Below are 26147 nucleotides of genomic sequence, written 5' to 3'. Positions count from 1 at the left end.
CGGCCCGGAGCCCCGCTCATGTGGCGAGCACCGATCCGGGCTTGGCGCCGGTCCCGGAGCCGTCGCGGACCACGGTCCGCCCGGCCACGATCACCGAGTGGATCCCGGACGGCGGGACCAGCGGATCGGCGAAGGTGGCGCCGTCGGCGATCGAGGAGGGGTCGAAGACGACCAGGTCGGCGTGGGCGCCGTCGGCGATCACACCGCGCCCCGTCAGCCCGAACCTGGCCGCGGCCATGCCGGTCATCTTGTGCACCGCCGTCTCCAGGCCGAGAAGCCCCAGTTCCCTGACGTAGTGTCCGAGCACGCGCGGGAACGTTCCCGCCCAGCGGGGGTGGGGGCGCCCGCCCGGCTTGGGCACGCCGTCGGAGCCGATCATCGAGTACGGCGCGGCCAGCACCCGCCGCACATCGTCCTCGATCATGGAATGGCTGATGATCGTAACCTCGCCCTGCTCGGCGACGAGCAGGGCGGCGGCCACGTCGAGGGGGTCCTGACCGCGGGTGGCGGCCAGCTCGGCGATCGTGAGCCCCTCCGTGTCGGAGTGGCGTGGCGCACAGGCGATCGAGATGCGATCCCAGCCGCCGTTGCCGACGGTGTTCTCCCAGCCGGGGACGCCTTCGGCGATGGCCAGGCGCATCAGGTCGCGCTGGCCGGGATCGGCCAGGCGTGCCGTCAGCGCGGAGATCCCGCCTTCGGAGGCCCAGGGCGGGAGCATCGCGCCCAGCGCCGTGCTTCCCGCAGTATAGGGATAGACGTCACAGGTGACATCCATTCCCCCCGCGCGCAGGGCGGCGATTCTGGGCAGGGTGCGCTCGGTGCGCCCCCAGGCGTACTTGCCCGCGGTCTTGTGGTGGGAGACGTGCAGCGGGGCGCCGCTTCTGGCGGCGATCTCCACGGCCTCCTCAAGCGCCTCCTCCACCCTCGACATCTCGTCCCGCAGGTGGGTGACGTACGGCTTGCCGTACCGGGCGGCGACGGCCGCCAGCGCGACCACCTCGTCCGTGCCCGCGTAGGTGCCGGGGGTGTAGATCAGGCCGGTGGACAGCCCGGCGGCGCCCGAGGCCAGCGCCCGGTCGAGCAGCAGGCACATGGTCTCCAGCTCGGCGGGGGTGGCCGGCCGGTCGACGGGGCCCATCACCCCGCCGCGGAGCGTGCCGTGCCCGACGAGGGAGGTGAGGTGGTTGGCCCGGGGCACGGCGGCGTGCGCGGCGGCGAACTCGGCGAAGCCCTCGTACATCCCGACGTCGCCGCCGAAGTGGACGCGGGTCTCCCCGCGCATCGCGGCCAGCCGTTCCGGCAGCGCCGGGAAGAGGCTGGAGCCGCAGTTTCCGGAGATCTCGGTCGTCACCCCCTGCAGGACGGAGGCCAGGACCATCTCGCGGCCAAGCTCCCCGTCGATCAGGGTGACGCCGTCGGAGTGGGTGTGCACGTCGATGAAGCCCGGGGTGACGGCGAGGCCGGTCACGTCCACGGTCTCCCGCGCGGTGGCCGGGGTGCCCGGCGGCAGCAGGGTGAGGCGGCCCGAGGTCACGCCGACGTCGGCGTGGCGGGCGGCGCCGGGCGCCGCCGTTCCGTCGACCACCAGGCCGCCGCGGAGCAGCAGGTCGAAGTGGGTCACAGCACCTGCCCGAGGAAGGCGCGGAGGCGTTCGTGACGGGGGTTGGCGAGCACCTCTCGGGGGTCTCCCCGCTCGACGATCACACCGTCGTCGATGAAGATCAGGTCGTCGCCGACCTCGCGGGCGAACCCCATCTCGTGGGTCACCACCATCATCGTCATGCCGCCGGCGGCCAGGTCCCGCATGACCGCGAGCACCTCCTGGACCAGTTCGGGGTCGAGGGCGCTGGTCGGCTCGTCGAAGAGCATGAGCTTGGGGTCCATGGCCAGGCTGCGGGCGATCGCCACGCGCTGCTGCTGGCCGCCGGAGAGCTGGGCGGGGTAGTGGTCCGCCCGGTCCGCCAGGTCCACCCGTTCCAGCAGTTCCATGGCCCGCTTCCTGGCGGCCCCCCTGGAGATGCCCTTGACGACGGTCGGGCCCTCCATGACGTTCTCCAGCGCGGTGCGGTGCGGGAACAGGTGGAAGCGCTGGAACACCATGCCGATGTCCTGCCGCTGGGCGCAGAGCTGGGCGGGGCGCAGGTGGTGGAGGCGGTCTCCCCGCTCGGTGTAGCCGATCAGGTCGCCGTCCACCCAGATGCGGCCGGAGTCGATGGTCTCCAGCCGGTTGACGCAGCGCAGCAGTGTCGACTTGCCGGACCCGGAGGGTCCGACCACGCAGACCACGCCTCCCACGGGCACGTCCAGGCTGATGCCCTTGAGCACCTCGACGGAGCCGAAGCTCTTGCGTACCGAGCGGATCTTCACCATCGGTTCGGCCATCACGCGCTCCTCCTGCCGAAAGGCCGCAGGTTGCGGCGGACCCTGACCCGCAGTGCCCGGTGGCCGCGTTCGAACCGCTTCTCGATGAAGTGCTGGCCGGCGCTCGCGATGGTGGTGAGCACGATGTACCAGATGGAGGCCACGATGAGCAGCGCGATGACCTCGAAGTTGCCGAGGTAGATGCGCTGGGACACGGTCAGCAGTTCGGCGCCGGCGATGACCGAGACCATCGAGGTGGTCTTGAGCATCGAGATGAACTGGTTGCCGGTGGGCGGGATGATCACGCGCATCGCCTGGGGAAGCACCACCCTGCGGAGTACCCGCCGGTGCGACATGCCGAGCGCCTCGGCCGCCTCGCGCTGCCCGGGGTCGACCGAGCGGATGCCCGCCCGGACGATCTCGGCCATGTAGGCGCCCTCGTTGATCGCCAGGCCGAGCAGGGCCGCGGTGAAGGGCGTGATCAGCTGGTTGGCCTGCCACTCGATCAGTTTGGGGCCGTCGAACGGCACGCCGATGCCGAAGGAGGGGAAGACCAGCCCGATGTTGAACCAGAAGATCAGCTGGACCAGCAGCGGGGTGCCCCGGAAGAACCAGGTGTAGAGGGCCGAGGCCCCCCGCAGCACGGGGCTGCCGGAGAGCTGCATCACCGCGGCGAGGATGCCCAGCGCCAGGCCGATCAGCATCGACAGCACGGTGAGCTGGATCGTGACCCACAGGCCGCCGAGGACCCTGCCGTCGGCCAGGTACTCGGCGATCACGTCCCAGTGCAGGTTCTCGTTGACGACGATCGTGTGGAGCAGCCAGACCAGGGCGAACGCGGCCAGCGCCGCCGCGACCCACCGGCCGGGGCGGGGCGGGCGGAGCGCGTCGATCGGGAGGTGCCGGTCCCCGGCCGTCGCGGGGGTTCTGGTCACTTCCACGGCTTGGTGTTGACCATCACCTCGGGTACGGCGTTGCTCACCACGCCGTACCTGTCCAGGATCGCCTTGTAGCCGCCGTCGGCCAGCAGCTCCTCCATGGCCTTGGCCACGGCGTCGCGCAGCCCGCTGTTGCGGCGGTCCACGGCGATGCCCCAGGGGCCGGCGTCGTACTGCTCGGAGAGCACGTCGTACTTGCCGGTCTCCTTGGCGTACATCGCCGCGACGGGCGAGTCCACGATGGTGGCCACCGCGCGCCCGGAGTCGATGCTCAGCAGGCCGGTCGGCGCGTCCTCGCTCTGCATGATCTGCATCTTCTTGGCGCACTTCTCGTCCTGCCGCTGCCCGATGGCGAGGTTCGAGCTGCCCTTGGCGAGCACGACGGTACGGCCGCACAGGCCCTCAAGGGTCTTGACGCCCTCGGGGTTGCCCTTCTTGACCATGATGGCTCCGCCGGCGTTGAAGTAGTCGACGAAGTCGACGGCCGCCCGGCGCTCCTCGGTGTCGCTCATGGAGGACATGACCACATCCCACCGTCCCGCCTGCAAGCCGGGGATCAGTCCGTCGAAGGCCGCGTTGGTCACGGTGGGCTTCAGGCCGAGCTTGGCGGCGATCGCGGCGGCGAGGTCGGGGTCGACGCCGATGAGCTGCTGGGTGCCCTTCTTGTACATCTCCATGGGCGGGTAGCCCTCGGAGGTCGCCATCCGGAGCTCACCCGTCTTGCGCACGGCCTCGGGGACCAGATCCCTGGCGGTCTTGCCGGCCGCCGAGGTGGCGCCCTCGGTCGCCTCGGTCTGCGAGGCCGAGCGCCCGCAACCGCCGGCGAACGCCGAGACGACCAGCGCGGCAGCAATGACCGAATACAGCCTCTTTGTCACTTAAACTCCCCTTTTGCGAATAGTTGAGTTTATGGTGCCGACGGCAGGTAACGGTCCCAATACAGGTGAATGCTTGCGGGCCTCAGCATCGAAATCTTCGATGCTGATAACGAACAAAAGCCGTAAAGCTCTACCTTCGACCCCATGAGCTTGGTCATCGAAAGCGGCTGGCCGCGCACCGCGGCATGGACCGGCGGGGAACTACGCATCGGCGGGATGGGCGTACGGGAGCTCGCCGCCGAGTTCGGCACCCCCGCCTACATCCTCGACGAGGAGGAGTTCCACGCCCGCTGCGCGGAGTGGCGGGAGGCGCTGCCCGGCGGGGAGGTGCACTACGGCGGCAAGGCGTTCCTCTGCCCCGAGGTCGTGCGCTGGCTGGACACGGCCGGGCTCTGCCTGGACGTGTGCACCGGAGGCGAGCTGGCCGTCGCCGTGGCCGGCGGCATGGACCCCGCCCGGGTGGTCTTCCACGGCAACAACAAGTCCGGCGCCGAGCTGCGCCGCGCCGTCGCCTGGGGAGTCGGCTGCGTGGTCGTGGACTCCTTCGCCGAGATGGAGCGCCTGGCCTTCCTCGCGGGCGAGGCCGGGGTACGGCAGAGCGTGATGATCCGGGTCACCCCCGGCGTGGAGGCGCACACCCACGAGTTCATCGCCACCGGGGGCGACGACTCGAAGTTCGGCTTCTCGCTCGGCGCCGGGCTGGCCGCCGAGGCGGTCCGCCGGGTCCTGGCGGCACCCTCGCTGGAGCTGACCGGGCTGCACTCACACATCGGCTCGCAGATCACCGACCTCGGCGGCTTCACGCTGGCCGCCCGCCGGATGGCCGGCTTCCTGCTGGGCGTCGAGCGCGAGCACGGCGTGAGCATCCCCAAGCTCGACCTGGGCGGAGGCCTGGGCATCGTCTACCGCCCCGGCGACCCGTTTCCCCCGCGCCCCGCCGAGGTGGTCGCGGCGCTGCGCGAGGTCCTCCCGGCCCGCCTGCGACTCGCCGTCGAGCCCGGCCGCTCGATCGCCGGGCCCACCACCGTCGCGCTGTACGAGGTGGGCACGGTCAAGGAGATCCCCGGCGTCAACACCTACGTCAGCGTGGACGGCGGGATGAGCGACAACCCCCGCCCCGCCATGTACGGCGCCGCCTACACCGCGATCCTGGCCTCCCGCTCCTCATCGGCCCCCCCGCGCGAGGTCACCGTGGTCGGCAAGCACTGCGAGAGCGGCGACGTGCTCGTCCGCGACCTGACGCTGCCCTCCGACGTACGGCCCGGCGACCTGCTCGCCGTACCCGCCTCCGGGGCCTACCAGCGGTCGATGGCGAGCAACTACAACCACGTGACGCGGCCCCCGGTGGTCGCCGTCCGCGACGGCGCGGCCCGGGTGATCGTGCGCCGGGAGACCGAGGAGGACCTGCTGCGTCTCTACACCTGAGCGCACGCCGTGCGCCCGAGCCCACGCCGGAGGGCGCCCGGAGACGCGACGGCACCGGAAGGGGACACGGACACGGCGACAGGGTCGGGGACAGGAACGGCCCGGCACAGGCAGACACAGGGATGAAATGGGGCTCCCCCATGTTTTTCCCGCATTTTATTGTCCGGCGGCGGCCGAAGATGTGGACCGTCCGCGAGACACGGAGCATGCTCCTCAGTAACCCCATCCGAACTGAGGAGCCCTGCCATGCTTCGCAAGACCCACCTGGCCCTGGTCGCGGCGTTCGGCGTCGGCGTGGTCTCCGTCGGCGTCGCCGCGGTGGCCGAGGCGAGGCCGGACCGCGGCGGACGCCAGGCCCATGCCGTCATCAGGAACGCCGGCGGCCGGATCATCGGCCGGTTCCAGGTCAAGCACCGGCGGTACGGCAAGTCCGGCGTCACCGTCACCGTCAGGGGCCTGACCCCCGGTTACCACGGCTTCCACATCCACACCACCGGCGTCTGCGACCCGAGGTCCGTCGACCCGGCCACCGGCAGCCCCTACTTCAGCGCGGGCGGCCACTTCACCCTCGGCGCCGGCGGCCACGCAGACCACTCCGGCGACCTGCCCAACCTCCTGGTCGGGGCCGACGGCACCGGCAGCGCCTCCACGGTGACCGACCGTTTCCGGGTCGAACAGCTCTTCGACAAGGACGGCAGCGCCGTCGTCGTGCACGCCCTCGCCGACAACCACGCCAACGTCCCCGCCCGCTACACCGGCGCCGGTGGCAAGGCCGGACCCGACGAGGCCACCCTCAAGGCCGGGGACTCCGGCGGTCGCGTCGCCTGTGGCGTGATCACCAACCGCTGATCCCCGCCCGGAGCGGTCAGGCTCCGTCCTCCAGGTCCCCCTCCGACGTGAGGTAGACCTCCTGGAGGTCCCGCAGGATGCCGGGGTCGGGGTGCTCCCACATGCCCCGCCCGGCGGCCTCCAGCAGGCGCTCGGCGATGCCGTGCAGCGCCCACGGGTTGGACTCGGCGAGGAAGGCCCGGTTCTCCGGGTCCAGCACGTAGACGGCGGCCAGCCTGTCGTACATCCAGTCGGCGACCACGCCGGTGGTGGCGTCGTAGCCGAACAGGTAGTCGACGGTGGCGGCGAGCTCGAAGGCGCCCTTGTAGCCGTGCCTGCGCATGGCGGCCAGCCAGCGCGGGTTGACCACCCGGGCCCGGAAGATCCTGGACGTCTCCTCCGAGAGCGTCCGGGTGCGGACCGCGTCCGGGCGGGTGCTGTCGCCGATGTAGGCGGCCGGAGCCTTGCCGGTGAGCGCGCGGACCGTGGCGATCATGCCGCCGTGGTACTGGAAGTAGTCGTCCGAGTCGGCGATGTCGTGCTCACGGGTGTCGACGTTCTTGGCCGCGACCGCGATCCGCCGGTAGGCCGTCTCCATGTCCTGGCGGGCCGGGACCCCGTCCAGGCCCCGGCCGTAGGCGAATCCGCCCCACACCGCGTAGACCTCGGCGAGATCGGCGTCGTCGCGCCAGCCGCGGCTGTCGATCAGCGGCAGCAGTCCCGCGCCGTAGGCCCCCGGACGGGACCCGAAGATCCGCATGGTGGCCCGGCGCTCGTCGCCGTGGCTCCGGCCGTCCGCCAGGACGTGCGCCCTGACGTAGTTGTCCTCCTCCGGCTCCTCCAGGTGGGCGACCAGGCGTACGGCGTCGTCCAGCATCGCCACGACGTGCGGGAAGGCGTCCCGGAAGAACCCGCTGATCCGGATCGTGACGTCCACCCTGGGGCGCCCGAGCTCCCGGGCCGGGATGGGCTCCAGCCCGGTGACCCGCCGCGACGCCTCGTCCCAGACAGGGCGTACGCCGAGCAGCGCCAGCACCTCGGCGACGTCGTCCCCGGCCGTGCGCATGGCGCTGGTCCCCCAGACCGACAGCCCGACCGAACGCGGCCAGTCCCCGGTGTCGGCGCGGTAGCGCTCCAGCAGGGAGTCGGCCATCGCCTGCCCGGTCTCCCAGGCCAGCCGGCTCGGCACGGCCTTGGGGTCGACCGAGTAGAAGTTGCGCCCCGTGGGGAGCACGTTGACCAGGCCGCGCAGCGGCGATCCGCTCGGCCCGGCCGGCACGTAACCGCCGTCGAGGGCGTGCAGGATCGAGCCGATCTCGTCGGTGGTGCGGGCCAGCCGGGGCACGATCTCATCGGCCGCGAACCGCAGGATCCGCTCCACCGCCCCGGGGTCGGCCCCGCCGCCGGCCGGGGCTGCGGCCAGGACGGTCCCGGCCGTCCCGGCGGCGGCGGCCGGGTCCCAGCCGCGGCGCTCCATCTCCTCGACCAGCGACCGGGCCAGCGCCTCGGCCTCGTCGGTGCCGGTACGGCCGGCCGTGCCGTCCTCGCTCAGCCCCAGGGCCTCGCGCAGCCCCGGGAGCGCCTGGCCGCCGGCCCAGATCTGGCGGGCGCGGAGCATCGCCAGCACCAGGTCGACGCGGGGTGGTCCCTCGGGGGCCGCGCCCAGCACGTGGAGGCCGTCGCGGATCTGGACGTCCTTGACCTCGCACAGCCAGCCGTCGACGTGCAGCAGGAAGTCGTCGAACTCGGCGTCGTGCGGGCGGTCCTCGATGCCGAGGTCGTGGTCGAGCCTGGCGGCCTGGATCAGCGTCCAGATCTGGGCGCGGATCGCGGGCAGTTTCGCCGGGTCCATCGCGGCGATGGAGGCGTGCTCGTCGAGCAGCTGCTCCAGCCTGGCCATGTCCCCGTAGGTGTCGGCGCGGGCCATCGGCGGCACGAGGTGGTCCACCAGCGTGGCGTGCGCGCGGCGTTTGGCCTGGGTGCCCTCGCCGGGGTCGTTGACCAGGAACGGATAGACGAGTGGCAGGTCTCCCAGCGCGGCGTCGGGGCCGCAGGAGGCCGACAGCCCGGTGGACTTGCCGGGCAGCCACTCCAGGTTGCCGTGCTTGCCCACGTGCACCACGGCGTGCGCGCCGAAGCCGTCGGACAGCCAGCGGTAGGCCGCCAGGTAGTGGTGGCTGGGCGGCAGGTCGGGGTCGTGGTAGATCGCGATGGGGTTCTCCCCGAACCCCCTGGGCGGCTGCACCATGACCACGACGTTCCCGGCGCGCAGCGCCGCCAGCACGATCTCGCCGTCCGGGTCGCGCGAGCGGTCCACGAACAACTCGCCGGGGGCCGGCCCCCAGTGCCGCTCCATCCGCGAGCGCAGGTCCGCGGGGAGCGTGGCGTACCAGTCGCGGTACCGGCCGGCCGCGATGCGCACCGGGTTTCCGGCGAGCCGCTCCTCGGTGAGCCAGTCGGGGTCCTGGCCGCCGGCCGCGATCAGCGCGTGGATCAGCGCGTCGCCGTCCTGCTCGGTCACGCCGGGCAGCTCGCCCTCGGCGCCGACGCGGTAGCCGTGCTCGCGCATCGCGGCCAGCAGCCGCACCAGGCTGGCCGGGGTGTCCAGGCCGACCGCGTTGCCGATCCTGGAGTGCTTGGTGGGGTAGGCCGACAGCATCAGCACGATCCGCCGCTCGGCGGGCGGGACGTGCCGGAGCACGGCGTGCCGGACGGCGATGCCGGCCACCCGCGCGGCGCGCTCGGGGTCGGCCGTGTAGACGGTCAGCCCGTCCTCGTCGATCTCCTTGAAGGAGAAGGGGACCGTGATGATGCGCCCGTCGAACTCGGGGATGGCGACCTGGGTGGCCGCGTCGAGCGGGGACAGCCCGTCGTCGTTACCCTCCCAGGACGCCCGGCTGCTCGTCAGGCAGAGTCCCTGGAGGATCGGCACGTCCAGCCCGGCGAGCGCGCCGACGTCCCACGCCTCGTCGTCCCCACCGGCCGACGCGGTGGCCGGGCGGGTGCCGCCGGCGGCGAGCACGGTCACGACCAGGGCGTCCACCGTGCGCAGCGCCTCCAGCAGGCCGGGCTCCGCGCTGCGCAGCGAGGCGCAGTAGACGGGCAGCGCCCGGCCTCCGGCGTCCTCGACGGCCGAGCAGAGGGTCTCGACGAAGGCGGTGTTCCCGGAGACGTGGTGGGCCCGGTAGTAGAGCACCCCGACGACCGGCCCGTCCTCGCGGCGTTCCCGGCGCTCCAGCACGCCCCAGCCGGGCGTGGGCTCGGGCGGGGCGAACCCGTGACCGGTCAGCAGCAGGGTGTCCGACAGAAAGCGGTGCAGCTCGGCGAGGTTGGCCGGTCCGCCGTGGGCGAGGTAGGCGTGCGCCTCGGCACAGACCCCGCCCGGCACGGTGGACAGCTCCATCAGCTCGGCGTCCGGTGCCTGCTCGCCGCCGAGCACGACGACGGGCCGGGGCCCGGCGAGCAGGGCGTCCAGCCCCTCCTCCCAGGCGCGGCGCCCGCCGAGCAGCCGGACCACGACCAGATCGGCGCCCTCCACCAGGAGCGGCAGGTCCTCGGCGAGGAGCCTGGCGGGGTTGCCCAGCCGGTAGTCGGCGCCGCTCGCGCGGGCGCTGAGCAGGTCGGTGTCGGAGGTCGAGAGCAGCAGGATCACGCGCCACGCTCCACGCGGGGCGGAGCGGTACGGCTCGGCGCCGCCAGCGGCGGACGGGGGAACGGCGAAAAACGCACGGGGCTTCCTCCCTCGGGGTCCTCGCCCCGGGTCGTCGTCGGCTACGACGGCTGGAGTCTCCTGGCTCCCGGATCGACGCTCCTCCCGGCCTTCCCGTCCGTCGCCGGACAGTGGCCTGGATGGGGTTCGCTCCCCGGTTACAGTGGCGGGACCGCGCCGGACTCACACCGGCTTCCTCCCTTTGCCGTCGCCAACGATGAGACTACGGCAGCGTCCTTCCGGCAGGAAACCGGTATGGGTGCCCGGTTCCCCGGCGGAGGAGGGGGCTGCGGCGTGCCGCGGCGGCCGGCGACGCCGCCGGAGGGTGCCGCCCGGGCGGCGGCCGCGGGCGGAAGACCTCGGGGGCAGGGCCTACCATCCTCAACGTGCAGATTGGCGACTTTTCCCGGCGATCGCGAGCCGACGCCTGCCCCGGAGCACTTCAGGTGCACGCCGCCGCCGACGGAGGGCTGGCGCGGATCAGGGTGCCCGGGGGCCGGTTGACGGCCTCCCGGCTCCGCGAGCTCGCCGGGGCCGCCGCCGGCTGTGGGAGCGGTGTCATCGAGCTGACCTCGCGGGCGAACGTCCAGGTGCGCGGGCTCGGCGACGGGGCGCAGGCCGGTTTCGCGGCCCGGATGGCGGCCGCCGGGCTGCTGCCCTCGCTCACCCACGAGCGGGTCCGCAACATCCTCGCCTCCCCGCTGACCGGCTGCGACGCGCGGGGGACACTCGACGCCGGCCCGCTGGTCGACGAGCTGGACCGGCGGCTGTGCGCCCGGCCGGGCCTCGCCGGACTGCCGGGGCGTTTCCTGTTCGCGCTGGACGACGGCCGGGGTGACGTGGCCTGGCTCGGCCCGGACGCCGGGATCCTGCCGACCGGCGCCGACGAGGCCGCCCTGATCCTGGCGGGTGCCGACAGCGGTCTGCGCGTGCCGGTGGGCTCGGCGGTGACCGCCCTGCTGGCCGCCGCCGAGGCGTTCCTGGCCGAGCCCGCCGCCGAGGGGGGGCGTGCCTGGCGGATCGGCGAACTGCCCGGCGGCGCCGAGCGGGTCGCGGCCCGGGTCCGCGCCGCCCTGGCGCACTCCGCCGGCGGGGTGCGGTCCCCGGCCGCCGAGCGGCTGCGTGGCGAGCCGTCCGCGGCGGGCCGGGAGCCGGTGGGGGTGATCGAGCTGCCCGGCGGCCGGGTGGCGCTCGGGGTCGCGGTGCCGCTGGGGCGGCTGGCCGCCGCCCAGGCGGAGTTGCTCGCCGACCTGGCGGCCGGCGGCGAGGTACGGCTGACCCCCTGGCGCGGGGTGGTCCTGAGCGGCCTGGACCGTGCCGAGGCCACCCGGTCGGCCGCCCTGCTCACCGCCGCCGGCCTGGTCACCGACCCCGCCTCGCCCTGGATCGGCGTGACGGCCTGCGCCGGCCGTCCCGGCTGCGCCAGGTCGCTGGCCGACGTGCGGGCCGACGCCGCCCGGTCCGTTCCGCCGTCTCCGGAGCGGTTCACGTCTCCGGGGGGCCGTACCGCGGTCCCGGGCGGCGCCTCCGGCTCCGGCGACCGAGGCCGGGGGGAACCCCCCGGCGCTGGAGGGCCGGGAGCCGCCCCGGGTGTGGCGGGCTCCCCGCGCCCCGGTACGCTCCCCGTGCACTGGGCGGGCTGTGAGCGACGCTGCGGCCGCCCCGGGGGACGGGTGGCGGAGGTGGTGGCCACCGCCGGCGGCTATCACGTGGCCCTGGACGGCCGGGGACTGGACTGTGCGGGCATCGAGGAGACCACGGCCGCGGTGACGGCCCTGAGGAGGGAAATGTGATCGACTACGTCCGTGACGGCGCGGAGATCTACCGCCGTTCCTTCGCGACCATCCGCGCCGAGACCGATCTGTGCGGCCTGCCGGCGGACGTCGCCCGGGTGGCGGTCCGCATGATCCACGCCTGCGGGATGGTCGACCTGGTCACCGACCTGGGGTGGTCGCCCGGCGTGGTGGCGTCGGCGGGCGCGGCGCTGCGCGCGGGTGCCCCGGTGCTGTGCGACGCGACGATGGTGGCCTCCGGGGTGACCCGCCGCCGCCTCCCCGCGGACAACCCGGTCGTCTGCACGCTGGGCGACCCCCGCGTGCCGGAGCTCGCCGAACGGCTGGGCACCACCCGCAGCGCCGCGGCGCTCGAACTCTGGCGCGACCGGCTGGCGGGGTCGGTGGTCGCGATCGGCAACGCGCCGACCGCGCTGTTCCGGCTGCTGGAGATGGTCGAGGAGGGGGCCGGGCGGCCGGCCGCCGTGCTCGGGATCCCGGTCGGTTTCATCGGCGCCGCCGAGTCCAAGCAGGCCCTCGCCGAGCATCCGGCCGGCCTGGAGCACCTGGTCGTGCACGGCCGCCGGGGTGGAAGTGCGATGGTCGCCGCGGCGGTCAACGCGATCGCGAGTGAGGACGAGTGAACGACATGTCGGCAGGACGGCTCCGGGGCGTGGGACTCGGGCCGGGAGATCCGGAGCTGGTGACCGTCAAGGCCGCCAGGCTCATCGGCGAGGCGGACGTGGTCGCGTTCCACAGCGCCCGTCACGGCCGGAGCATCGCCCGCTCGGTGGCCGCCCCGTACCTGCGGGACGGCCAGATCGAGGAACCCCTCATCTACCCGCTCACCACGGAGACCACCGACCATCCCGGCGGATACCAGGGCGCCATCGACGACTTCTACGCCGCCTGCGCGCTGCGGCTGGCGGCACACCTGGACGCCGGCCGGGACGTGGTGGTGCTGTGCGAGGGCGATCCGCTCTTCTACGGCTCCTACATGCACATGCACAAGCGTCTCGCGCACCGTTACGTCACCGAGGTGGTCCCCGGGGTGACGTCGGTGAGCGGCGCCGCCGCGGTCCTGGGCCGGCCGCTGGTCGAGCGGGACGAGACGCTGACCGTGCTGCCGGGGACGCTCCCGGCGGAGGTCCTCGCCGAACGGCTCGCCGCGGCCGACTCGGCGGCGGTCCTCAAGCTCGGCCGGACCTTCGTCAAGGTGCGCGAGGCGCTGGCCGAGGCCGGACGGCTCGACGAGGCCTGGTACGTGGAACGGGCCACCACCGGCGCCCAGCGCCTGGCCCCGCTGGCCGAGGTGGATCCGGGCACCGTGCCGTACTTCTCGCTGGCGCTGATCCCGAGCCCGGTCAACGCGGGACACCCCGGGCCGCCGGCGCGACCCCCCGTCGACGCGGACGCGCCCGCGGACACGGCCGGCGCCCCGGCCCGGGGCGCGGACGGGGCCGGGGGCGACGCGCCCGCGCCCATGCCCGCGACCGCCGGGGCCTCGGCCGAGGGCGGCCCCCCGGCGGCCGGGGAGCGCCGGAACGGGATCCCCGGCGAGGTGGTGGTGGTCGGGCTCGGCCCGGCCGGGCGCCCCTGGCTGACCCCGGAGGCGCAGGAGGCGCTGGCCGCCGCCGACGAGCTCGTCGGGTACGGCCCCTACCTGGACCGGGTCCCGCCGAACCCTCGCCAGCGCCGCCACCCCACGGACAACCGGGTGGAGGCCGAGCGGGCCGCGCACGCGCTGGGGCTGGCCAGGGCCGGGTCCCGGGTGGCCGTGGTGTCCTCGGGGGATCCCGGGGTGTTCGCGATGGCCAGCGCGGTGCTGGAGACGGCCTGCGAGCCGCGGTTCGCGGACGTGCCGGTGCGGGTGCTGCCTGGCCTGACCGCGGCGCACGCGGTGGCCAGCAGGGCGGGGGCGCCGCTCGGCCACGACTACTGCGTGCTGTCGCTGTCGGACCTGCTCAAGCCGTGGGAGGTCGTCGCCGAGCGGATCGGCGCCGCCGCCCGGGCCGACCTGGTCCTGGCGATCTACAACCCCGCCTCGAAGAGCAGGACCTGGCAGGTCGCCGCCGCCAGGGACCTGCTGCTGGAGCACCGCGCGCCGCAGACACCGGTGGTCGTCGGCCGCGACGTCGGCGGCGCCGGGGAGCGGGTGACCGTCACCACCCTCGCCGAGCTGGACCCGGCGGCGGTGGACATGCGCTGCCTGCTCCTGGTGGGCTCCTCGACCACCCGGATCGCCGAGCGGGGCGACGGCGGCCGGGTGGTGTTCACCCCCCGCCGCTATCCCGCGTGACCGCCAGCCAGGCGAGTGCCTCCTCGACGGTCTCCACCGCCGGGACGCCGGCGGGACGCGGCGGGCGCCGTACGATCACGACGGGCAGCCCGAGCTCGCGGGCCGCGAGCAGCTTGGCGGTGGTCATCCGGCCGCCGCTGTCCTTGGTGACCAGCACGTCGACGCGGTGCTCCCGCATGAGGGCCAGCTCGCCGTCCACGGTGAACGGGCCCCGGCTGAGCAGCACCTGAAGGCGGCACGGGACGGGCGGCTCCGGCGGGTCCACCGAGCGGGCCAGGAACCACAGGTCGTCGAGGCCGGCGAAGACCGGCAGGCTGCGGCGGCCGGTGGTCAGGAAGATCCGCCCGCCCAGCGCGGGCAGCAGCCCGGCCGCGGCGGCGAGCGACGGCGTCCAGCGCCAGTCGTCGCCGGGGCCCGCCCGCCAGCCGGGGCGCCGCAGGATCAGCAGCGGCACCCCCGCCCGGCCGGTCGCCTCCACCGCCGAGGCGGTCATCCGGGCGGCGAACGGGTGGGTGGCGTCCACGACGACGTCGATCCGGCGATCACCGAGCCAGGTCAGGAGCCCGGCGGGGCCGCCGAAGCCGCCCTCGTGCACCTCACCCACCGGCAGTCTGGGGTCGCGCACCCGGCCTGCCAGCGAGGACACCACGTGCGTCCCGGCCCATCCGGCGAGCGCGGCGGCCAGCCGCCTGGCCTCGTCCGTGCCGCCCAGCACCAGGATGTTCAGCACACCGCGGCCCTTCCTCGGTCTCTTCCCTCGCGGGACGTCGCCCCGCCGTACCCGGCGGGGGCTTGAGCGTGGGCACGGCGTCCTCGCGCCTCGGGTGGACCACCGGCGCGCGGGGCACCGGGCTCAGTCACGGCGGCGGGCGGCCGAGTACAGGTGGCTGTCGGGGAACTCGGACGCGGTCAGCACGCGGCCGACCACGATCACGGCGGTGCGGAGGATCCCGGCGGCGCGGACCTCGGCGGCGATGCCCTCCAGGGTGCCGCGCAGGATCACCTCGTCGTCCCTGCTGGCCCGGGCCACCACGGCCACCGGGCAGTCCGCCCCGTAGTTGGGGATGAGCTCCCCGGCGACCTCCTCGATGCGCTGCACGGCCAGGTGGAGGACCATCGTGGCCCCGCTTCGGCCGAGCGTGCCCAGGTCCTCGCCGTCGGGCATGGGGGTGGCGCGTGCCGAGGTCCTGGTCAGCACGACCGTCTGGCCCACCCCGGGCACGGTGAGCTCCCGTTTGAGCGAGGCGGCGGCCGCGGCGAAGGCGGGCACGCCGGGGACCACCTCGTAGGGCACGCCTGCGGCGTCCAGCCGCCGCATCTGCTCGGCCATCGCGCTGAACACCGACGGATCTCCGGAGTGCAGCCGGGCCACGTCCCGACCGGCCCCGTGGGCGGCGAGCATCTCCGCCACGATCTCCTCCAGGGCCATCCTGGCGGTGTCCACCAGCCGCGCCCCCGGCGGGCAGTTCTCCAGCAGTTCCACCGGGACGAGGGATCCGGCGTACAGGCACACGGGGGCGGAGGCGATCGCCCGCCGGCCTCGCAGGGTGATCAGGTCGGCGGCGCCCGGCCCCGCTCCGATGAACCGTACCGTCACGGCTTCCCCTCCTCGGCGCCCTCAGCGCCCGGTTTGACCGCCGTCCAGATCGTCACCGGCATCATGGGCCGCCAGCCGGTGAAGCCACCGACCGGGGCCGCCCTGCCGACGGCCAGCCGGACCAGGTCGCCGCCGAGTTCCGCGTGCCCGGCGGCCAGGACGGCCTCCGACTCGACGGTCACCGCGTTGGCCACCAGCCTGCCGCCGGGCCGCAGCGCCGCCCAGCACGCCTCCAGCACGCCGGGAACGGTCACGCCGCCGCCGATGAAGACGGCGCCGGGCGGTTCCAGCCCGGCGAGCGCCCCGGGCGCGGCCCCGGTCACCACCTCCAGACCGGGCACGCCCAGCGCCGAGGCGTTGCGGGCGATCCTGGCGGCCCGCTCCGGATGAACCTCCACCGCCACCGCCCGGTTGGCCCGATGGCCGCGCATCCACTCGATCGCGACGCTTCCGGCGCCCGCGCCGACGTCCCAGAGCAGCTCGCCGGGGACGGGCGCGAGCCGGGACAGGGTCACCGCGCGGACCTCGCTCTTGGTGAGCTGGCCGTCGTGCTCGAAGGCCTCGTCCGGCAGGCCGGGAAGGCAGGGCAGCGGAACGGTCCCGGGGTCGGCGCGGCACTCCACGGCGACGACGTTGAGGTCGTGGACGGGCCGCGGGGACCAGCGGCCCGCCGTACCGGAGACGACGCGCTCCTCGGCGCCGCCGAGGCACTCCAGGACCGTCATCGGGCTTGCGCCGTATCCCCGGGCGGTGAGCAGCGCGGCCACCCGCGCGGGGGTGTGGCCGTCGGCGCTGAGCACCAGCATCCGGCGGCCCCGGTGGACCGCGGTGTGCACCGACTCGACCGGCCGGGCCACGAGGCTGACCACCTCGACCCGGTCGGCGGCCCAGCCGAGCCTGGCGCAGGCCAGCGAGACCGAGGACGGATGCGGCAGCACCCGGACCCGGCCGGCGCCCAGCAGCCGGACCAGCGTTGTGCCGAGGCCGTGGAACATGGGGTCGCCGCTGGCCAGCACGCACACCCTGCGGCCCCGGTGGGAGGCGATCAGCGCGGGCAGGGCGGGGAGCAGCGGCGAGGGCCAGGTGAGGCGTTCGGCGGTGGGCTCGGGGACCAGCGCGAGCTGCCGCGCGCTGCCCATCACCACCTCGGCGGCGCGCAGCTCGCGCCGGGCCGCCGGGGAGAGACCGGCCCAGCCGTCGGCCCCGACGCCGACGACGACGACCGGGTCAGACATTGCCCAGCACCCGGGCGAGGCGAATCTCGATCACGACGCGGGCCGGGTTCTCGCGGGGCTGCCGGTACCTCTCGGCGTAGCGGCGCACGGCGTCGGCGACCGACTCGGGGTCGTCACGGATGACGGCGCGCCCCTCCAGGGTCGACCAGCGGGCGCCGTCCACCTGGCAGACCGCGACCGCGGCCCCGGCCGGCCCTCCGGCGCGCACATGGCGCACCTTGTACGAGCCGTCCGAGGTGATCACCCGGGCGACGCCGGCGGACACGTCCAGCGTCACCCCCACCGGGACGACGTGCGGTGTGCCGTCGGCCCGCACGGTGGTCAGCGTGCTCAGGTGACGTTCCCGCCAGAAGGCGTGGAACCCGTCTCCGCGATGCTCCAGCACCCGTAACCTCCCGTTCTCCTGCCAACGGGCGACATGCTAGCCGGGAGGTGTGCCCGGTGGGCGACCGCCTCCACCGGGCCCGCGGGGGATCACCCCGTGACGGCCTGCCCGTCCCGTTCCCCCTGGTAGGCCGCCAGCACCTGTGCGCGGCGCTCGGCCGGGAGGCGGTCGATGTACAGGCGGCCCTCCAGATGGTCGGTCTCGTGCTGCAGGCAGCGGGCGAGCACCCCGGTGCCCTCGACGGCGATCGGCGCGCCGGTGACGTCGAATCCGCGCACCACGGCCAGGTCCGGCCTGGCCAGCGACGCGCGCTGCCCGGGCACCGACAGGCAGCCCTCCTCGTAGTCGGCGAGGTTCCGCTCACCGGGCGCGGGGAGCACCAGGGTCGGGTTGACCACGACGCCCTTGCGGTACTCCTCGGTCTCGTCCGGGCAGTCGTAGACGAACACCCGCAGCCCGACCCCGATCTGGTTGGCCGCGAGGCCGACCCCCTCGGCGGCGTACATGCTCGCGAACATGTCCGCCACCAGCGCGGCCAGCTCCGCGTCGAAGCGGGTCACCTCCGCGCACGGGCGGTGCAGTACCGGCTCGCCGACAAAGGTGATCGGCCGGGCCGTGCCCTCGCCGCTTGCTTCCATCCGAAACGCCTCCAGGTCCGCCACGTGTCGTTCGCGGCAGCAGACTACCCGGAGCCGGGCGCTCCCGGAGAACGACCGTCAGCCGCCCGCGTTGTAGATGACCTGGTCGGGCTTGACCCGGACCGTGACGCGCCGCTCGCCCGGCTGACGGTAGGGGTAGGTCTCCACCCCGAGGTACTTGTTCGCCAGGCGGTCGATGACCTCGTCGGCGCCCTCAAGTTCCAGTTCCGCGGTGCCCGCGACGCTGACCAGGTGGAAGGCGTCCCCGGGGTCGAGGACGCTCACCGACACCCGGGGGTCGGCGCGCAGGTGGCGCTCCTTGGCACGGCCGACGGCCGTGTTGAAGACGACGTCGTCCCCGTCGACGTCCACCCAGACGACCGTGCTGTGCAGCGAGCCGTCGGGCCTGACGGTGGTCACCCAGCCGTGAATCGGCCGGCGGAGCAGCTCCTTGGCGTCGTCGTTCAGCTTTCCCATGAAAACCTCCCCGATTGGCGGTATGCCTACGGGTCAATCGAACATCACGCGTGACCGATCGATTCCACCGCCCCGGGCGAACGCCAGGAACGGGCCGCCGGGCACGGCTCGGTGACGCCGGAACCGGGCCCGCGAGGGCCGGCGCCCCCGGCCTCGGCCTCGGGCGGGGGTCCGCCGTGCGCACCGGTGCGGTGGCCCGGGCGGTTTCGCGGCGGGAGGCGGGGCCTTACAGCTCCTCGCGGATCCGCAGGAGGATCTCCCTGGTGTGCGACGCCGGCTCGGCCTCGATACACAAACGTTCCATGACCTCCAGATAGCTGTCGACGTCGTCGCGCTTCTCCAGGTAGACGGCGCTGGTGAGCTGCTCCATGTAGACCACGTCGGGCAGGTCGGGCTGGGAGAAGCGCAGGATGCTGAAGGGCCCGCCGGCCGCGGCGTGGCCGCCCACGCTGAACGGCACGACCTGGACGGTGACGTTGGGCAGTTCGAGGGCTCGCAGGATGTGGTCGATCTGGCCGCGCATCACCTCGGTCCCGCCGAGCGGGCGGCGCAGCACCGCCTCGTCCAGCACGGCCCACAGGTGGGGCGGGTCGGGACTGAGCAGGATCCGCTGACGCGCCAGGCGCAGCCGTACCCGCCGCTCGACCTCCGCCTCCGCGGCGTTGGGGTACCCCAGCAGGACGACGGCCCGGGCGTACTCCTCGCTCTGGAGCAGGCCGGGCACGAACTGGACCTCGTAGTTGCGGATGCCGGTGGCGGACTCCTCCAGGCCGACGTACGTCTCGAACCAGTTCGGCAGGACGTCGTTGTAGTTGTGCCACCAGCCGGGGAGATTGGCCCGCTCCACAAGGGCCAGCAGCGTCTGGCGCTCTTCGCCGTCCGCCACGCCGTACAGCGTGAGCAGATCGGCCACGTCCCTGGCACGGAAGCTGACCCTGCCGCACTCCATGCGGCTGACCTTGGAGTGCGAGGCGCGAAGGGCGCGCCCCGCCTCCTCCAGGGTGATGTGCCGATGCTCGCGGAGTCGCCGGAGTTGGGCACCCAGCACGATCCTCAGCACCGTGGAACTTCCTCGCGGCACGGCTATGGGGGTCGGGGGAACCGGCTCGCCTTCGGTGTGAGGTGTGATCATCTACAGTCCTTCAGGCCCGGAACACCAGTCCCTGCCAACTTATTTGGTCGTTGTGGTCGCTGCGAGCCTTCACCGTACTCCGGTCGCTCATTCCCGGCTATAGGGAATTTTATTCTTCAATCAAGTTGGGGATCAGGTCGTCGAAATCGCCGCCTTTGACGCCCCGGACGAAGGCGTCGAGCTCGCGGGGGGTGTAGATCAGCGCGGGCCCCTGGGGGTCTCGCGAGTTGCGGATGGCCACCCCCCCGTCCGGTAACGCGGCCACCTCCACGCAGTTGCCGCTGGGATTGCTGAAGTGACTTTTCCGCCAGACGACCCCGTCCAGCAGGGTGGCCGACATGCCGTTGTACAGCTGATTCATCCTCGCCTCTCACATGTTCAGGGAGGGAAACACCGATAGGAGCATACGACTTTGTGCAAATGCACGTGCATCTGTACTTGCTTCTGCACATCGGCGCGTGCAAGATGACTACACGGATTGCTCCCGCAACGCGATCGTCACACCCCCCCCAAGGTCGCAGATGACTGCTCGCCAAAGGCATCACGTCACACCCCTCCGGACAGAGATCGATGGCTGGGAACGATGGTTGTCAATGCTTGATCACATACTTCCGCCGAACGGCCTGCCGCCATGGGCGGCCGGAGACGGCCACACCAACCAACTACAGATGGCGGTGCGAAGTCTCCGCCACGACCCCTGCGCGGCACGGACCGCCCGGGAGTTCACCTCCGCGGCCCTCCGCGCCTGGAGACTCGAACCGCTGGTCGACGACACCGGCGTGGTGGTCTCGGAACTGGTGACCAACGCCGTACGGCACGGCATCAGGGGCGTGGCCGACCCCCACCGCCCGCAGGACGTCAGGGTCATCCTCTGCCACACGGAACGCTCAGTGCTGTGCGTGGTCACCGATCCCAGCGATCAGGGACCCTGCCTGCGCGAACCCGACTACGAGGCGGAGAGCGGCCGGGGAATGCAGGTGATCCAGGGAGCCAGCGAGATGTGGGGCTGGACCCCCCTGGAGACCCGGGGCAAGGCCGTCTGGGCGGTCTTCACCCTCCCGGCGAGGGCTCTGCGGCACCTGGAGCCCTGCCACTGAGACCCGCGCCGAGGGTCCGGGGCGCGGCCCGGCCGGCCCGCACGATAAAAACGAACAAATATTCCTTAACTCTCCAAACTATTAACATCGCCCGTCAGAAGCGCGACAATCAACCTTCTTCTCTCACTGCTGAGACATGACATCCGCCAATGGACGTCATGACTCCTCTGTCTCACAGGCAACCGAGGAGATGGTGCATGGGCAACATGGTCAGGCGATCACCGACGGGACTGGACACCAGCGTGCCCAACCTCGCGCGGATGACCGACTACTTCCTCGGCGGCAAGGACAACTTCGCGGCCGACCGCCAGGCCGCCGAGCAGGTTCTCGCCGTCGCCCCGGAGATCAGGGACATGGCGCGCGAGGGACGATCCTTTCTGGGCCGGGCGGTGCGCTACCTCACCGAGCAGGGCATCGACCAGTTTCTCGTCCTCGGCTCCGGACTGCCCAGCCGGCACAACATCCACCAGATCGCCCAGTCCCTCCGCCCGGACGCCCGCGTGGTCTACATCGACGACGACCCGGTGGTCCTGTCCCACTGCCAGGCCCTGCTCGTCACCAACCCCCGCACCACCGTGGTCAGGGGCGACGTGCTCCACCCCGACGAGATGCTCTCCGACCCCGAACTGCTGCGGCTCATCGACCTGGACCGCCCGGTGGCCGTGCTGATCGGCTCCGCGCTCCAGTTCATCCCCGACGAGGACGACCCTTTCAAGAGCGTCGCCCTGCTCCGCGACTCGATGACGGCCGACAGTCATCTCGTCATCGCCCACGCCGTCTTCGGCATGTGCCCCGAGGTGGCGGAGCCGGTTTTCAACGTCTACCGCCAGGCCCTCGGCCGGGACCAGAACGTCTCGCGCACGCGCGCGCAGGTGCTGCGCTTCTTCGACGGGCTGGAGCTGGTCGACCCGGGGCTCGTCCACCTCCGCCACTGGCGTCCCGACAACCCCCTCACCTCCCAGGTCCCGGAGAAGACATGGGCCGTGGCCGGGGTCGCCCGCAAGACGGACGGCCGGCGAGGGCGGCCGTCGTGAGGGGCGCCTCACGGCGGGCACCCCTCCGGCGGCCGGAGCGCGGTTACTGCGGCGGGACGAGCACCTTGTCGATGATGTAGACGACCGCGTTGGCGGTGGGCACGTTGCCGCAGATGATCTTGGCATCGTTGACCGTGTACTCCCCGTTCTCCTCCTTGACGGTCAGCTTGCCGCCCTCAAGCGTCTCCAGCGTCCCGCTCTTCAGCTCCTTGGGCGTGACCTTCCCGGAGACCACGTGGTAGGTGAGAACCTTCTTCAGCAACGCCTTGTCCGACTTCAGCTTCTCCCTGACCTCCTGCGGGATCTGGGAGAACGCCTCGTTGCTGGGCGCGAACACCGTGATGCCCTCGGCGGAGTTGAGCGTGTCGACCAGTCCGGCCTCCTTGAGCGCGCCGACCAGCTGGGACAGCCTCGGGTTACCGGCCGCGGCGGTGGCGACCCGCTCCTTGGCCATGCTCGCGATGCTGCCCGGCCCCGAGCTGGGCAGCGCGGCGCACCCCGGCCCGAAGGGCAGGGCGGCCTCACCGCCCTCCGACGGGGCGCCCGACATGTTCTCCGAGGGACCCTCCGACGGCATCTCGGAGGGGGCGCCCGACGTCATCTCCGAGGGCTCGGGGGTGGGCGAGAGGGTGAGGGCGGAACCCGTGGCGGTCGCCTGGGCGGCGACGGGGAAGGCGGCCAGGGCCGCCGCGGCGAGAGCGGATGCGAGAAGAGACTTCTTCTTCACGATGATCTCCTTGATTGGACGGATGGGACGTCTGGGCCCGCCGAACGGGTCCCGCCTGCCTCATCGATCTGTTCGTAGATCAATGCCCTCTACTTTCACGATAAATGCCCCATAGAGTGACTCTTGACTACATATCTCCCAGAAAGATCCGATCGGCAATCGAGCATGACGCGTCACCGTACAACAGACCACGGGCACAAAAATCGCGCCGCCGGAGGCCTCCTCCCGGGTCACGCCCTCCGGGCCGCCCCCGTGTCCACGGTGATCTCCCCACCGAGCCGGAACCCCCCGGAGAGCTTGAGGTCGTCTCCGCTCCAGAAGCGGCCGGGGTCGTACCAGTTCGGCCGGCGCCCGCCCCCGAGCAGTCCCATCGCCTCGTAGGTGACGGCGACGACCTCGGCGCAGTAGGCGCTCTCCAGGGCGCCCTCCCCGGCGCCCCGCCCCAGGAGCCTCGGCATCCGGCCGCGCGCCCAGCGCCCGGCGAGCCGGGCCGTGGAGGGGAACGGCGTGCCGTCCAGGCGGGCGACGGTGCGCAGCACGGCGTCCTCCATCTCCCGGGTGACCAGGGGTTCGAGCTGGCGCAGCCACGCGCGCTGGCCGTACCTGGTGGCCCACACGGAGACCGCCTCGCGCAGGTCGTGCAGCTGTACCCCCCGCTGGTGGACCCCGGCCCACAGGTCGGGCAGCGACCGGCCGAGCTCGGCGTGCCACATCAACGGAGGCATGTCGTCGACGACGACGGACATGCCGACATGGTTGACGGGACTGTTGGTCACGGTCTGGATGGCCCGATCGGGCACGGTGCGGCCGCGAAACAGCCACACGTCGCCGGTACGGGCCAGGTTGACCGCCTCGTCGAGGCCGATGCTCTTGCCGGGCATCTCTGTAGCCTAGGCACATGCGATGGTGGAAGGTAATCGGCCTGGCCGGGGTCGCGGGCGTCGCGGCGACCGGAGTGGTGATCGCCCGGGCCGAACGGCGGCGGCGGGCCTACACCCCGGACGAGATCCGGGCCCGGCTCCGGGCCCGGCTGGAGGAGACCCCGAAGGGCGAGACCTCCGGCGGCACGGATGGCGGCACCGAGGGGGCCGGCCGGGCCCGCTGACCAGCCGGCCCGATTCTCCGCGTCACTCCCGGCGTTCCAGCGGAACTCGAAGATTGGGGGAAATGACGGCTTTCACGACAGTTCTCCCTGTTTGAGGCTGGGTACCGTTGGCCGTGATGAGCTAAGGAGATCGCATTGACACACGATCGCGCGGGGCAGCCGGCACAGCCGTCCGACCTGATTGACGTGGCCCGCCTGGTGACCGCCTACTACGCGCTGCACCCCGACCCCGGGGAGGTCGGCCAGCGGGTCGCCTTCGGGACCTCGGGGCATCGCGGTTCGTCGCTGAACGCCGCCTTCAACGAGGATCACATCCTCGCCACCAGCCAGGCCATCGTGGAGTACCGCGCGGCACAGGGGGTGGATGGCCCGCTGTTCCTCGGCGCCGACAGTCACGCGCTGTCGGAGCCCGCGCGGGTGTCGGCGCTGGAGGTGTTCGCCGCCAACGGGGTGCGGGTCCTGATCGACGACCGCGACGGCTACACCCCGACCCCCGCGATCTCGCACGCCATCCTCACCCACAACGGAGGACGCACGATCAGGTCAGCCGACGGCGTGGTGGTGACCCCCTCGCACAACCCTCCCGGTGACGGCGGCTTCAAGTACAACCCGCCGTACGGCGGACCGGCCGACACCGGCGCCACCCTGTGGATCCAGGACCGGGCCAACGCGCTGATCGCCGGAGGGCTGAAGGAGGTCAGGCGGATCCCCTATGCCAGGGCACTGGCCGCCGACACCACCGGCCGTCACGACTTCCTCGGCCACTACGTGGACGATCTGCCCTCGGTGCTGGACATCGACGCGATCAGGGAGGCCGGGGTACGCATCGGCGCCGATCCGCTGGGCGGGGCGAGCGTGGCCTACTGGGCCGAGATCGCCGAGCGTCACCGGCTGAACCTGACGGTGGTCAACCCGCTGACCGACCCGACCTGGCGGTTCATGACGCTGGACTGGGACGGCAGGATCCGGATGGACTGCTCGTCGCCGTACGCGATGGCCTCGCTCATCGCCCGCCGCGACGCCTTCGACGTCGCCACGGGCAACGACGCCGACGCCGACCGGCACGGCGTCGTCACCCCGGACGGGGGCCTGATGAACCCCAACCACTATCTCGCCGTGGCCGTCTCCTACCTCTACACCCACCGGCCCGGCTGGCCCGCGGACGCCGGGGTCGGCAAGACGCTGGTGAGCAGCGGCATGATCGACCGGGTGACCGCCGACCTGGGCAGGCACCTGTTCGAAGTGCCCGTCGGGTTCAAGTGGTTCGTACCCGGGCTCCTCGACGGCTCGCTCGGGTTCGGCGGCGAGGAGAGCGCGGGAGCGTCGTTCCTCCGCCGCGACGGCTCGGTGTGGACCACCGACAAGGACGGCATGATCCTGGCGCTGCTGGCCGCAGAGATCATCGCCACCACCGGCCGCTCACCCAGCGAGCACTACTCCGACCTGGTCTCCAGGTTCGGCGACCCGGCCTACGCCAGGGTCGACGCCCCCGCAACGCGGGAGCAGAAGACGGTGCTCGCCCGGCTCTCGGCCGACCAGGTCACCGCCGAGACGCTCGCGGGCGAGCCGATCACGCGGGTTCTCACCTCGGCCCCCGGCAACGGCGCCCCCCTCGGCGGCGTCAAGGTGTCCACCGAGAGCGCCTGGTTCGCCGCCCGGCCCTCCGGCACCGAGGACGTGTACAAGATCTACGCCGAGTCCTTCAAGGGGCCCGAGCACCTCGCGCGGGTGCAGGAGGCGGCCAGGAGCCTGGTGTCGGAGTCGCTCGGCTGAGTGCGGGCGCCTCACCGCCGGCGCAGCCGCCTCCACCGGCGGATGCCCACCCACAGCGCGGTCGCGACGCCGACGAGCGTGGCCAGGACGTACACCCCGGCGGTCGAGGCGTCGGAGACGTAGCCGTTGCCCCCGACGAGTACCGCCATGATCATCGCGCTCAGGAAGCCCATCCCGGCACCGGCGGCCAGGCCGGGACCGCCGCACTTCAGGGCGCGGGAGAGGCGGCCTGAACGCCGGCGGTCCGGCACCATGACGGACATCAGCCGCTCGACGACGACCTCGGGATCGTCCTCCACCCGGCCGGCGGCGAACTGGCCGGCCGGACGGCCCGGCTCCGGCTCGTTCAGGTAGATCCACTGGCGGTGGTCGAGAAAGACGGTGGCGTCCCCCGACTCCGGGGAGCTCAGCCAGAGGAACGGTGTGCCCTCGGGGAACCGCCTGAGCCCGTGCCGGACCACCGGCGCGTTCGCGTCGAGCGCCGTCCCCAGAGCTCGCAGCGCCCGTTCATCCCCCGAGTCGGCCACCGCGGGTCCTCCCTCGCGCTCCCGGTGTCCCCGTACGGCCAGGCACGGCGCCCCGCCGGTTCCCGGGCCCGGGACGCCGGGGACTCTCCCGGTCACCGCCGGGGCACCGTCGCCGCCGGGCTTCGCCCTTTATCATGTCCGGCCCTTCCCCGGAAAAACGGCAACGAACATGATCCCCCGTACTCATCAGGCATAAACCGGTGTTTTCTT

General features: G+C 72.8%; 25 protein-coding genes and 1 riboswitch. Of the genes, 9 read left to right on the top strand and 16 right to left on the bottom strand.

Features of this window, described 5'->3' with window-relative positions; translation table 11 throughout:
- Positions 1-16: 16 nt before the first annotated feature.
- The 4 genes from ABZ194_RS15900 to ABZ194_RS15885 are packed head-to-tail and all read right to left on the bottom strand — an operon-like array spanning position 17 to position 4177.
- The gene (locus ABZ194_RS15900; RefSeq protein WP_355596677.1) at positions 17-1621 is read right to left on the bottom strand and encodes a D-aminoacylase; all 1605 of its coding nucleotides are present in this window, start codon (positions 1619-1621) and stop codon (positions 17-19) included.
- Entirely contained in the window at positions 1618-2382 is a 765-nt protein-coding gene (locus tag ABZ194_RS15895) for an amino acid ABC transporter ATP-binding protein (protein WP_355596675.1), read from the bottom strand. The genes ABZ194_RS15900 and ABZ194_RS15895 overlap by 4 nt, the downstream gene beginning before the upstream one ends.
- Positions 2382-3302, bottom strand: coding sequence for an amino acid ABC transporter permease (locus ABZ194_RS15890; RefSeq protein ID WP_355596673.1), 921 nt, complete (start codon positions 3300-3302; stop codon positions 2382-2384). The genes ABZ194_RS15895 and ABZ194_RS15890 overlap by 1 nt, the downstream gene beginning before the upstream one ends.
- The gene (locus tag ABZ194_RS15885) at positions 3293-4177 is read right to left on the bottom strand and encodes an ABC transporter substrate-binding protein (protein WP_355596671.1); all 885 of its coding nucleotides are present in this window, start codon (positions 4175-4177) and stop codon (positions 3293-3295) included. Before ABZ194_RS15885 ends, ABZ194_RS15890 begins: the two co-directional genes overlap by 10 nt.
- A gap of 144 nt (positions 4178-4321) precedes the next feature.
- Here ABZ194_RS15885 and lysA point away from each other — a divergent pair, with 144 nt between their 5' ends.
- On the top strand, positions 4322-5602 hold the full coding sequence (lysA, locus tag ABZ194_RS15880; protein WP_355596669.1) for a diaminopimelate decarboxylase: 1281 nt from the start codon (positions 4322-4324) through the stop codon (positions 5600-5602).
- Between the two features lie 246 nt (positions 5603-5848).
- Positions 5849-6451, top strand: coding sequence for a superoxide dismutase family protein (locus ABZ194_RS15875; RefSeq protein WP_355596667.1), 603 nt, complete (start codon positions 5849-5851; stop codon positions 6449-6451).
- A 16-nt stretch (positions 6452-6467) separates the two neighbouring features.
- On the opposite strand, the gene cobN is transcribed toward ABZ194_RS15875, so the two are convergent.
- Entirely contained in the window at positions 6468-10082 is a 3615-nt protein-coding gene (gene cobN / locus ABZ194_RS15870; RefSeq protein ID WP_355596665.1) for a cobaltochelatase subunit CobN, read from the bottom strand.
- Between the two features lie 108 nt (positions 10083-10190).
- Positions 10191-10390: riboswitch (cobalamin riboswitch) on the bottom strand.
- A 135-nt stretch (positions 10391-10525) separates the two neighbouring features.
- Between cobN and ABZ194_RS15865 the strand changes: the two genes are divergently transcribed.
- The 3 genes from ABZ194_RS15865 to ABZ194_RS15855 are packed head-to-tail and all read left to right on the top strand — an operon-like array spanning position 10526 to position 14210.
- A complete protein-coding gene (locus tag ABZ194_RS15865; RefSeq protein WP_355596663.1) occupies positions 10526-11932 on the top strand; it encodes a precorrin-3B synthase in 1407 nt (468 codons plus the stop codon).
- Positions 11929-12555 carry a precorrin-8X methylmutase gene (locus tag ABZ194_RS15860; protein ID WP_355596661.1) on the top strand — a complete coding sequence of 209 codons (627 nt, stop codon included), beginning with the start codon at positions 11929-11931 and terminating at the stop codon, positions 12553-12555. Before ABZ194_RS15865 ends, ABZ194_RS15860 begins: the two co-directional genes overlap by 4 nt.
- A gap of 5 nt (positions 12556-12560) precedes the next feature.
- Positions 12561-14210, top strand: a complete 1650-nt coding sequence (locus tag ABZ194_RS15855; RefSeq protein ID WP_355596766.1) for a precorrin-2 C(20)-methyltransferase — start codon at positions 12561-12563, stop codon at positions 14208-14210.
- Here the strand turns inward: ABZ194_RS15855 and ABZ194_RS15850 are convergent.
- The 8 genes from ABZ194_RS15850 to ABZ194_RS15815 all read right to left on the bottom strand — a co-directional run bounded on the left by ABZ194_RS15850 (position 14185) and on the right by ABZ194_RS15815 (position 20035).
- Positions 14185-14940, bottom strand: a complete 756-nt coding sequence (locus tag ABZ194_RS15850; protein ID WP_355596659.1) for a cobalt-precorrin-6A reductase — start codon at positions 14938-14940, stop codon at positions 14185-14187. The genes ABZ194_RS15855 and ABZ194_RS15850 overlap by 26 nt on opposite strands.
- A 123-nt stretch (positions 14941-15063) precedes the next feature.
- Positions 15064-15807 carry a precorrin-4 C(11)-methyltransferase gene (cobM, locus tag ABZ194_RS15845; protein WP_355596657.1) on the bottom strand — a complete coding sequence of 248 codons (744 nt, stop codon included), beginning with the start codon at positions 15805-15807 and terminating at the stop codon, positions 15064-15066.
- Positions 15804-17042, bottom strand: coding sequence for a precorrin-6y C5,15-methyltransferase (decarboxylating) subunit CbiE (gene cbiE / locus ABZ194_RS15840; RefSeq protein WP_355596655.1), 1239 nt, complete (start codon positions 17040-17042; stop codon positions 15804-15806). The genes cobM and cbiE overlap by 4 nt, the downstream gene beginning before the upstream one ends.
- Complete coding sequence (locus ABZ194_RS15835) at positions 17035-17427, bottom strand: TIGR03618 family F420-dependent PPOX class oxidoreductase (RefSeq protein WP_355596653.1); 393 nt, start codon at positions 17425-17427, stop codon at positions 17035-17037. The genes cbiE and ABZ194_RS15835 overlap by 8 nt, the downstream gene beginning before the upstream one ends.
- Positions 17428-17516: 89 nt before the next feature.
- Entirely contained in the window at positions 17517-18065 is a 549-nt protein-coding gene (gene def, locus ABZ194_RS15830; protein WP_355596651.1) for a peptide deformylase, read from the bottom strand.
- Positions 18066-18143: 78 nt separating this feature from the next.
- Positions 18144-18542, bottom strand: a complete 399-nt coding sequence (locus ABZ194_RS15825; RefSeq protein WP_355596649.1) for a PPOX class F420-dependent oxidoreductase — start codon at positions 18540-18542, stop codon at positions 18144-18146.
- Between the two features lie 226 nt (positions 18543-18768).
- Positions 18769-19674, bottom strand: coding sequence for a helix-turn-helix transcriptional regulator (locus tag ABZ194_RS15820; RefSeq protein WP_355596647.1), 906 nt, complete (start codon positions 19672-19674; stop codon positions 18769-18771).
- A gap of 109 nt (positions 19675-19783) precedes the next feature.
- Positions 19784-20035, bottom strand: a complete 252-nt coding sequence (locus tag ABZ194_RS15815; RefSeq protein WP_355596646.1) for a DUF397 domain-containing protein — start codon at positions 20033-20035, stop codon at positions 19784-19786.
- 232 nt (positions 20036-20267) lie between these two features.
- On the opposite strand from ABZ194_RS15815, the gene ABZ194_RS15810 reads away from it, so the two are divergent.
- Positions 20268-20771 carry an ATP-binding protein gene (locus ABZ194_RS15810; RefSeq protein WP_355596644.1) on the top strand — a complete coding sequence of 168 codons (504 nt, stop codon included), beginning with the start codon at positions 20268-20270 and terminating at the stop codon, positions 20769-20771.
- A gap of 197 nt (positions 20772-20968) precedes the next feature.
- Positions 20969-21805, top strand: coding sequence for an SAM-dependent methyltransferase (locus ABZ194_RS15805; RefSeq protein WP_355596642.1), 837 nt, complete (start codon positions 20969-20971; stop codon positions 21803-21805).
- A 43-nt stretch (positions 21806-21848) separates the two neighbouring features.
- Here ABZ194_RS15805 and ABZ194_RS15800 read toward each other — a convergent pair whose 3' ends face one another.
- On the bottom strand, positions 21849-22532 hold the full coding sequence (locus ABZ194_RS15800; RefSeq protein WP_355596640.1) for a fasciclin domain-containing protein: 684 nt from the start codon (positions 22530-22532) through the stop codon (positions 21849-21851).
- A gap of 230 nt (positions 22533-22762) precedes the next feature.
- Positions 22763-23413: a hypothetical protein gene (locus tag ABZ194_RS15795; RefSeq protein WP_355596638.1), complete on the bottom strand. Its 651-nt coding sequence runs from the start codon at positions 23411-23413 to the stop codon at positions 22763-22765.
- 17 nt (positions 23414-23430) lie between these two features.
- On the opposite strand from ABZ194_RS15795, the gene ABZ194_RS15790 reads away from it, so the two are divergent.
- Positions 23431-23637 (top strand): hypothetical protein, encoded by a 207-nt coding sequence (locus ABZ194_RS15790; protein ID WP_355596772.1) that lies wholly within the window; start codon positions 23431-23433, stop codon positions 23635-23637.
- A 135-nt stretch (positions 23638-23772) separates the two neighbouring features.
- Positions 23773-25410 (top strand): phosphoglucomutase (alpha-D-glucose-1,6-bisphosphate-dependent), encoded by a 1638-nt coding sequence (gene pgm / locus ABZ194_RS15785; protein WP_355596636.1) that lies wholly within the window; start codon positions 23773-23775, stop codon positions 25408-25410.
- Positions 25411-25421: 11 nt separating this feature from the next.
- On the opposite strand, the gene ABZ194_RS15780 is transcribed toward pgm, so the two are convergent.
- Positions 25422-26033: a hypothetical protein gene (locus ABZ194_RS15780; RefSeq protein WP_355596634.1), complete on the bottom strand. Its 612-nt coding sequence runs from the start codon at positions 26031-26033 to the stop codon at positions 25422-25424.
- Between the last annotated feature and the right edge of the window lie 114 nt (positions 26034-26147).

The organism is Streptosporangium sp. NPDC006007 (genome assembly GCF_040614315.1).
Classification (GTDB): domain Bacteria; phylum Actinomycetota; class Actinomycetes; order Streptosporangiales; family Streptosporangiaceae; genus Streptosporangium.
This window is presented reverse-complemented; position numbering and strand designations above follow the sequence as displayed.

Coding starts and splice junctions, on each gene's coding strand:
- ABZ194_RS15895 (WP_355596675.1), bottom strand. CDS start 2,382: ATGGCCGAACCGATGGTGAAGATCCGCTCGGTACGCAAGAGCTTCGGC.
- lysA (WP_355596669.1), top strand. CDS start 4,322: ATGAGCTTGGTCATCGAAAGCGGCTGGCCGCGCACCGCGGCATGGACC.
- ABZ194_RS15875 (WP_355596667.1), top strand. CDS start 5,849: ATGCTTCGCAAGACCCACCTGGCCCTGGTCGCGGCGTTCGGCGTCGGC.
- ABZ194_RS15855 (WP_355596766.1), top strand. CDS start 12,561: ATGTCGGCAGGACGGCTCCGGGGCGTGGGACTCGGGCCGGGAGATCCG.
- cbiE (WP_355596655.1), bottom strand. CDS start 17,042: ATGTCTGACCCGGTCGTCGTCGTCGGCGTCGGGGCCGACGGCTGGGCC.
- def (WP_355596651.1), bottom strand. CDS start 18,065: ATGGAAGCAAGCGGCGAGGGCACGGCCCGGCCGATCACCTTTGTCGGC.
- ABZ194_RS15825 (WP_355596649.1), bottom strand. CDS start 18,542: ATGGGAAAGCTGAACGACGACGCCAAGGAGCTGCTCCGCCGGCCGATT.
- ABZ194_RS15820 (WP_355596647.1), bottom strand. CDS start 19,674: ATGATCACACCTCACACCGAAGGCGAGCCGGTTCCCCCGACCCCCATA.
- ABZ194_RS15815 (WP_355596646.1), bottom strand. CDS start 20,035: ATGAATCAGCTGTACAACGGCATGTCGGCCACCCTGCTGGACGGGGTC.
- ABZ194_RS15810 (WP_355596644.1), top strand. CDS start 20,268: ATGCTTGATCACATACTTCCGCCGAACGGCCTGCCGCCATGGGCGGCC.
- ABZ194_RS15805 (WP_355596642.1), top strand. CDS start 20,969: ATGGGCAACATGGTCAGGCGATCACCGACGGGACTGGACACCAGCGTG.
- ABZ194_RS15795 (WP_355596638.1), bottom strand. CDS start 23,413: ATGCCCGGCAAGAGCATCGGCCTCGACGAGGCGGTCAACCTGGCCCGT.
- ABZ194_RS15790 (WP_355596772.1), top strand. CDS start 23,431: ATGCGATGGTGGAAGGTAATCGGCCTGGCCGGGGTCGCGGGCGTCGCG.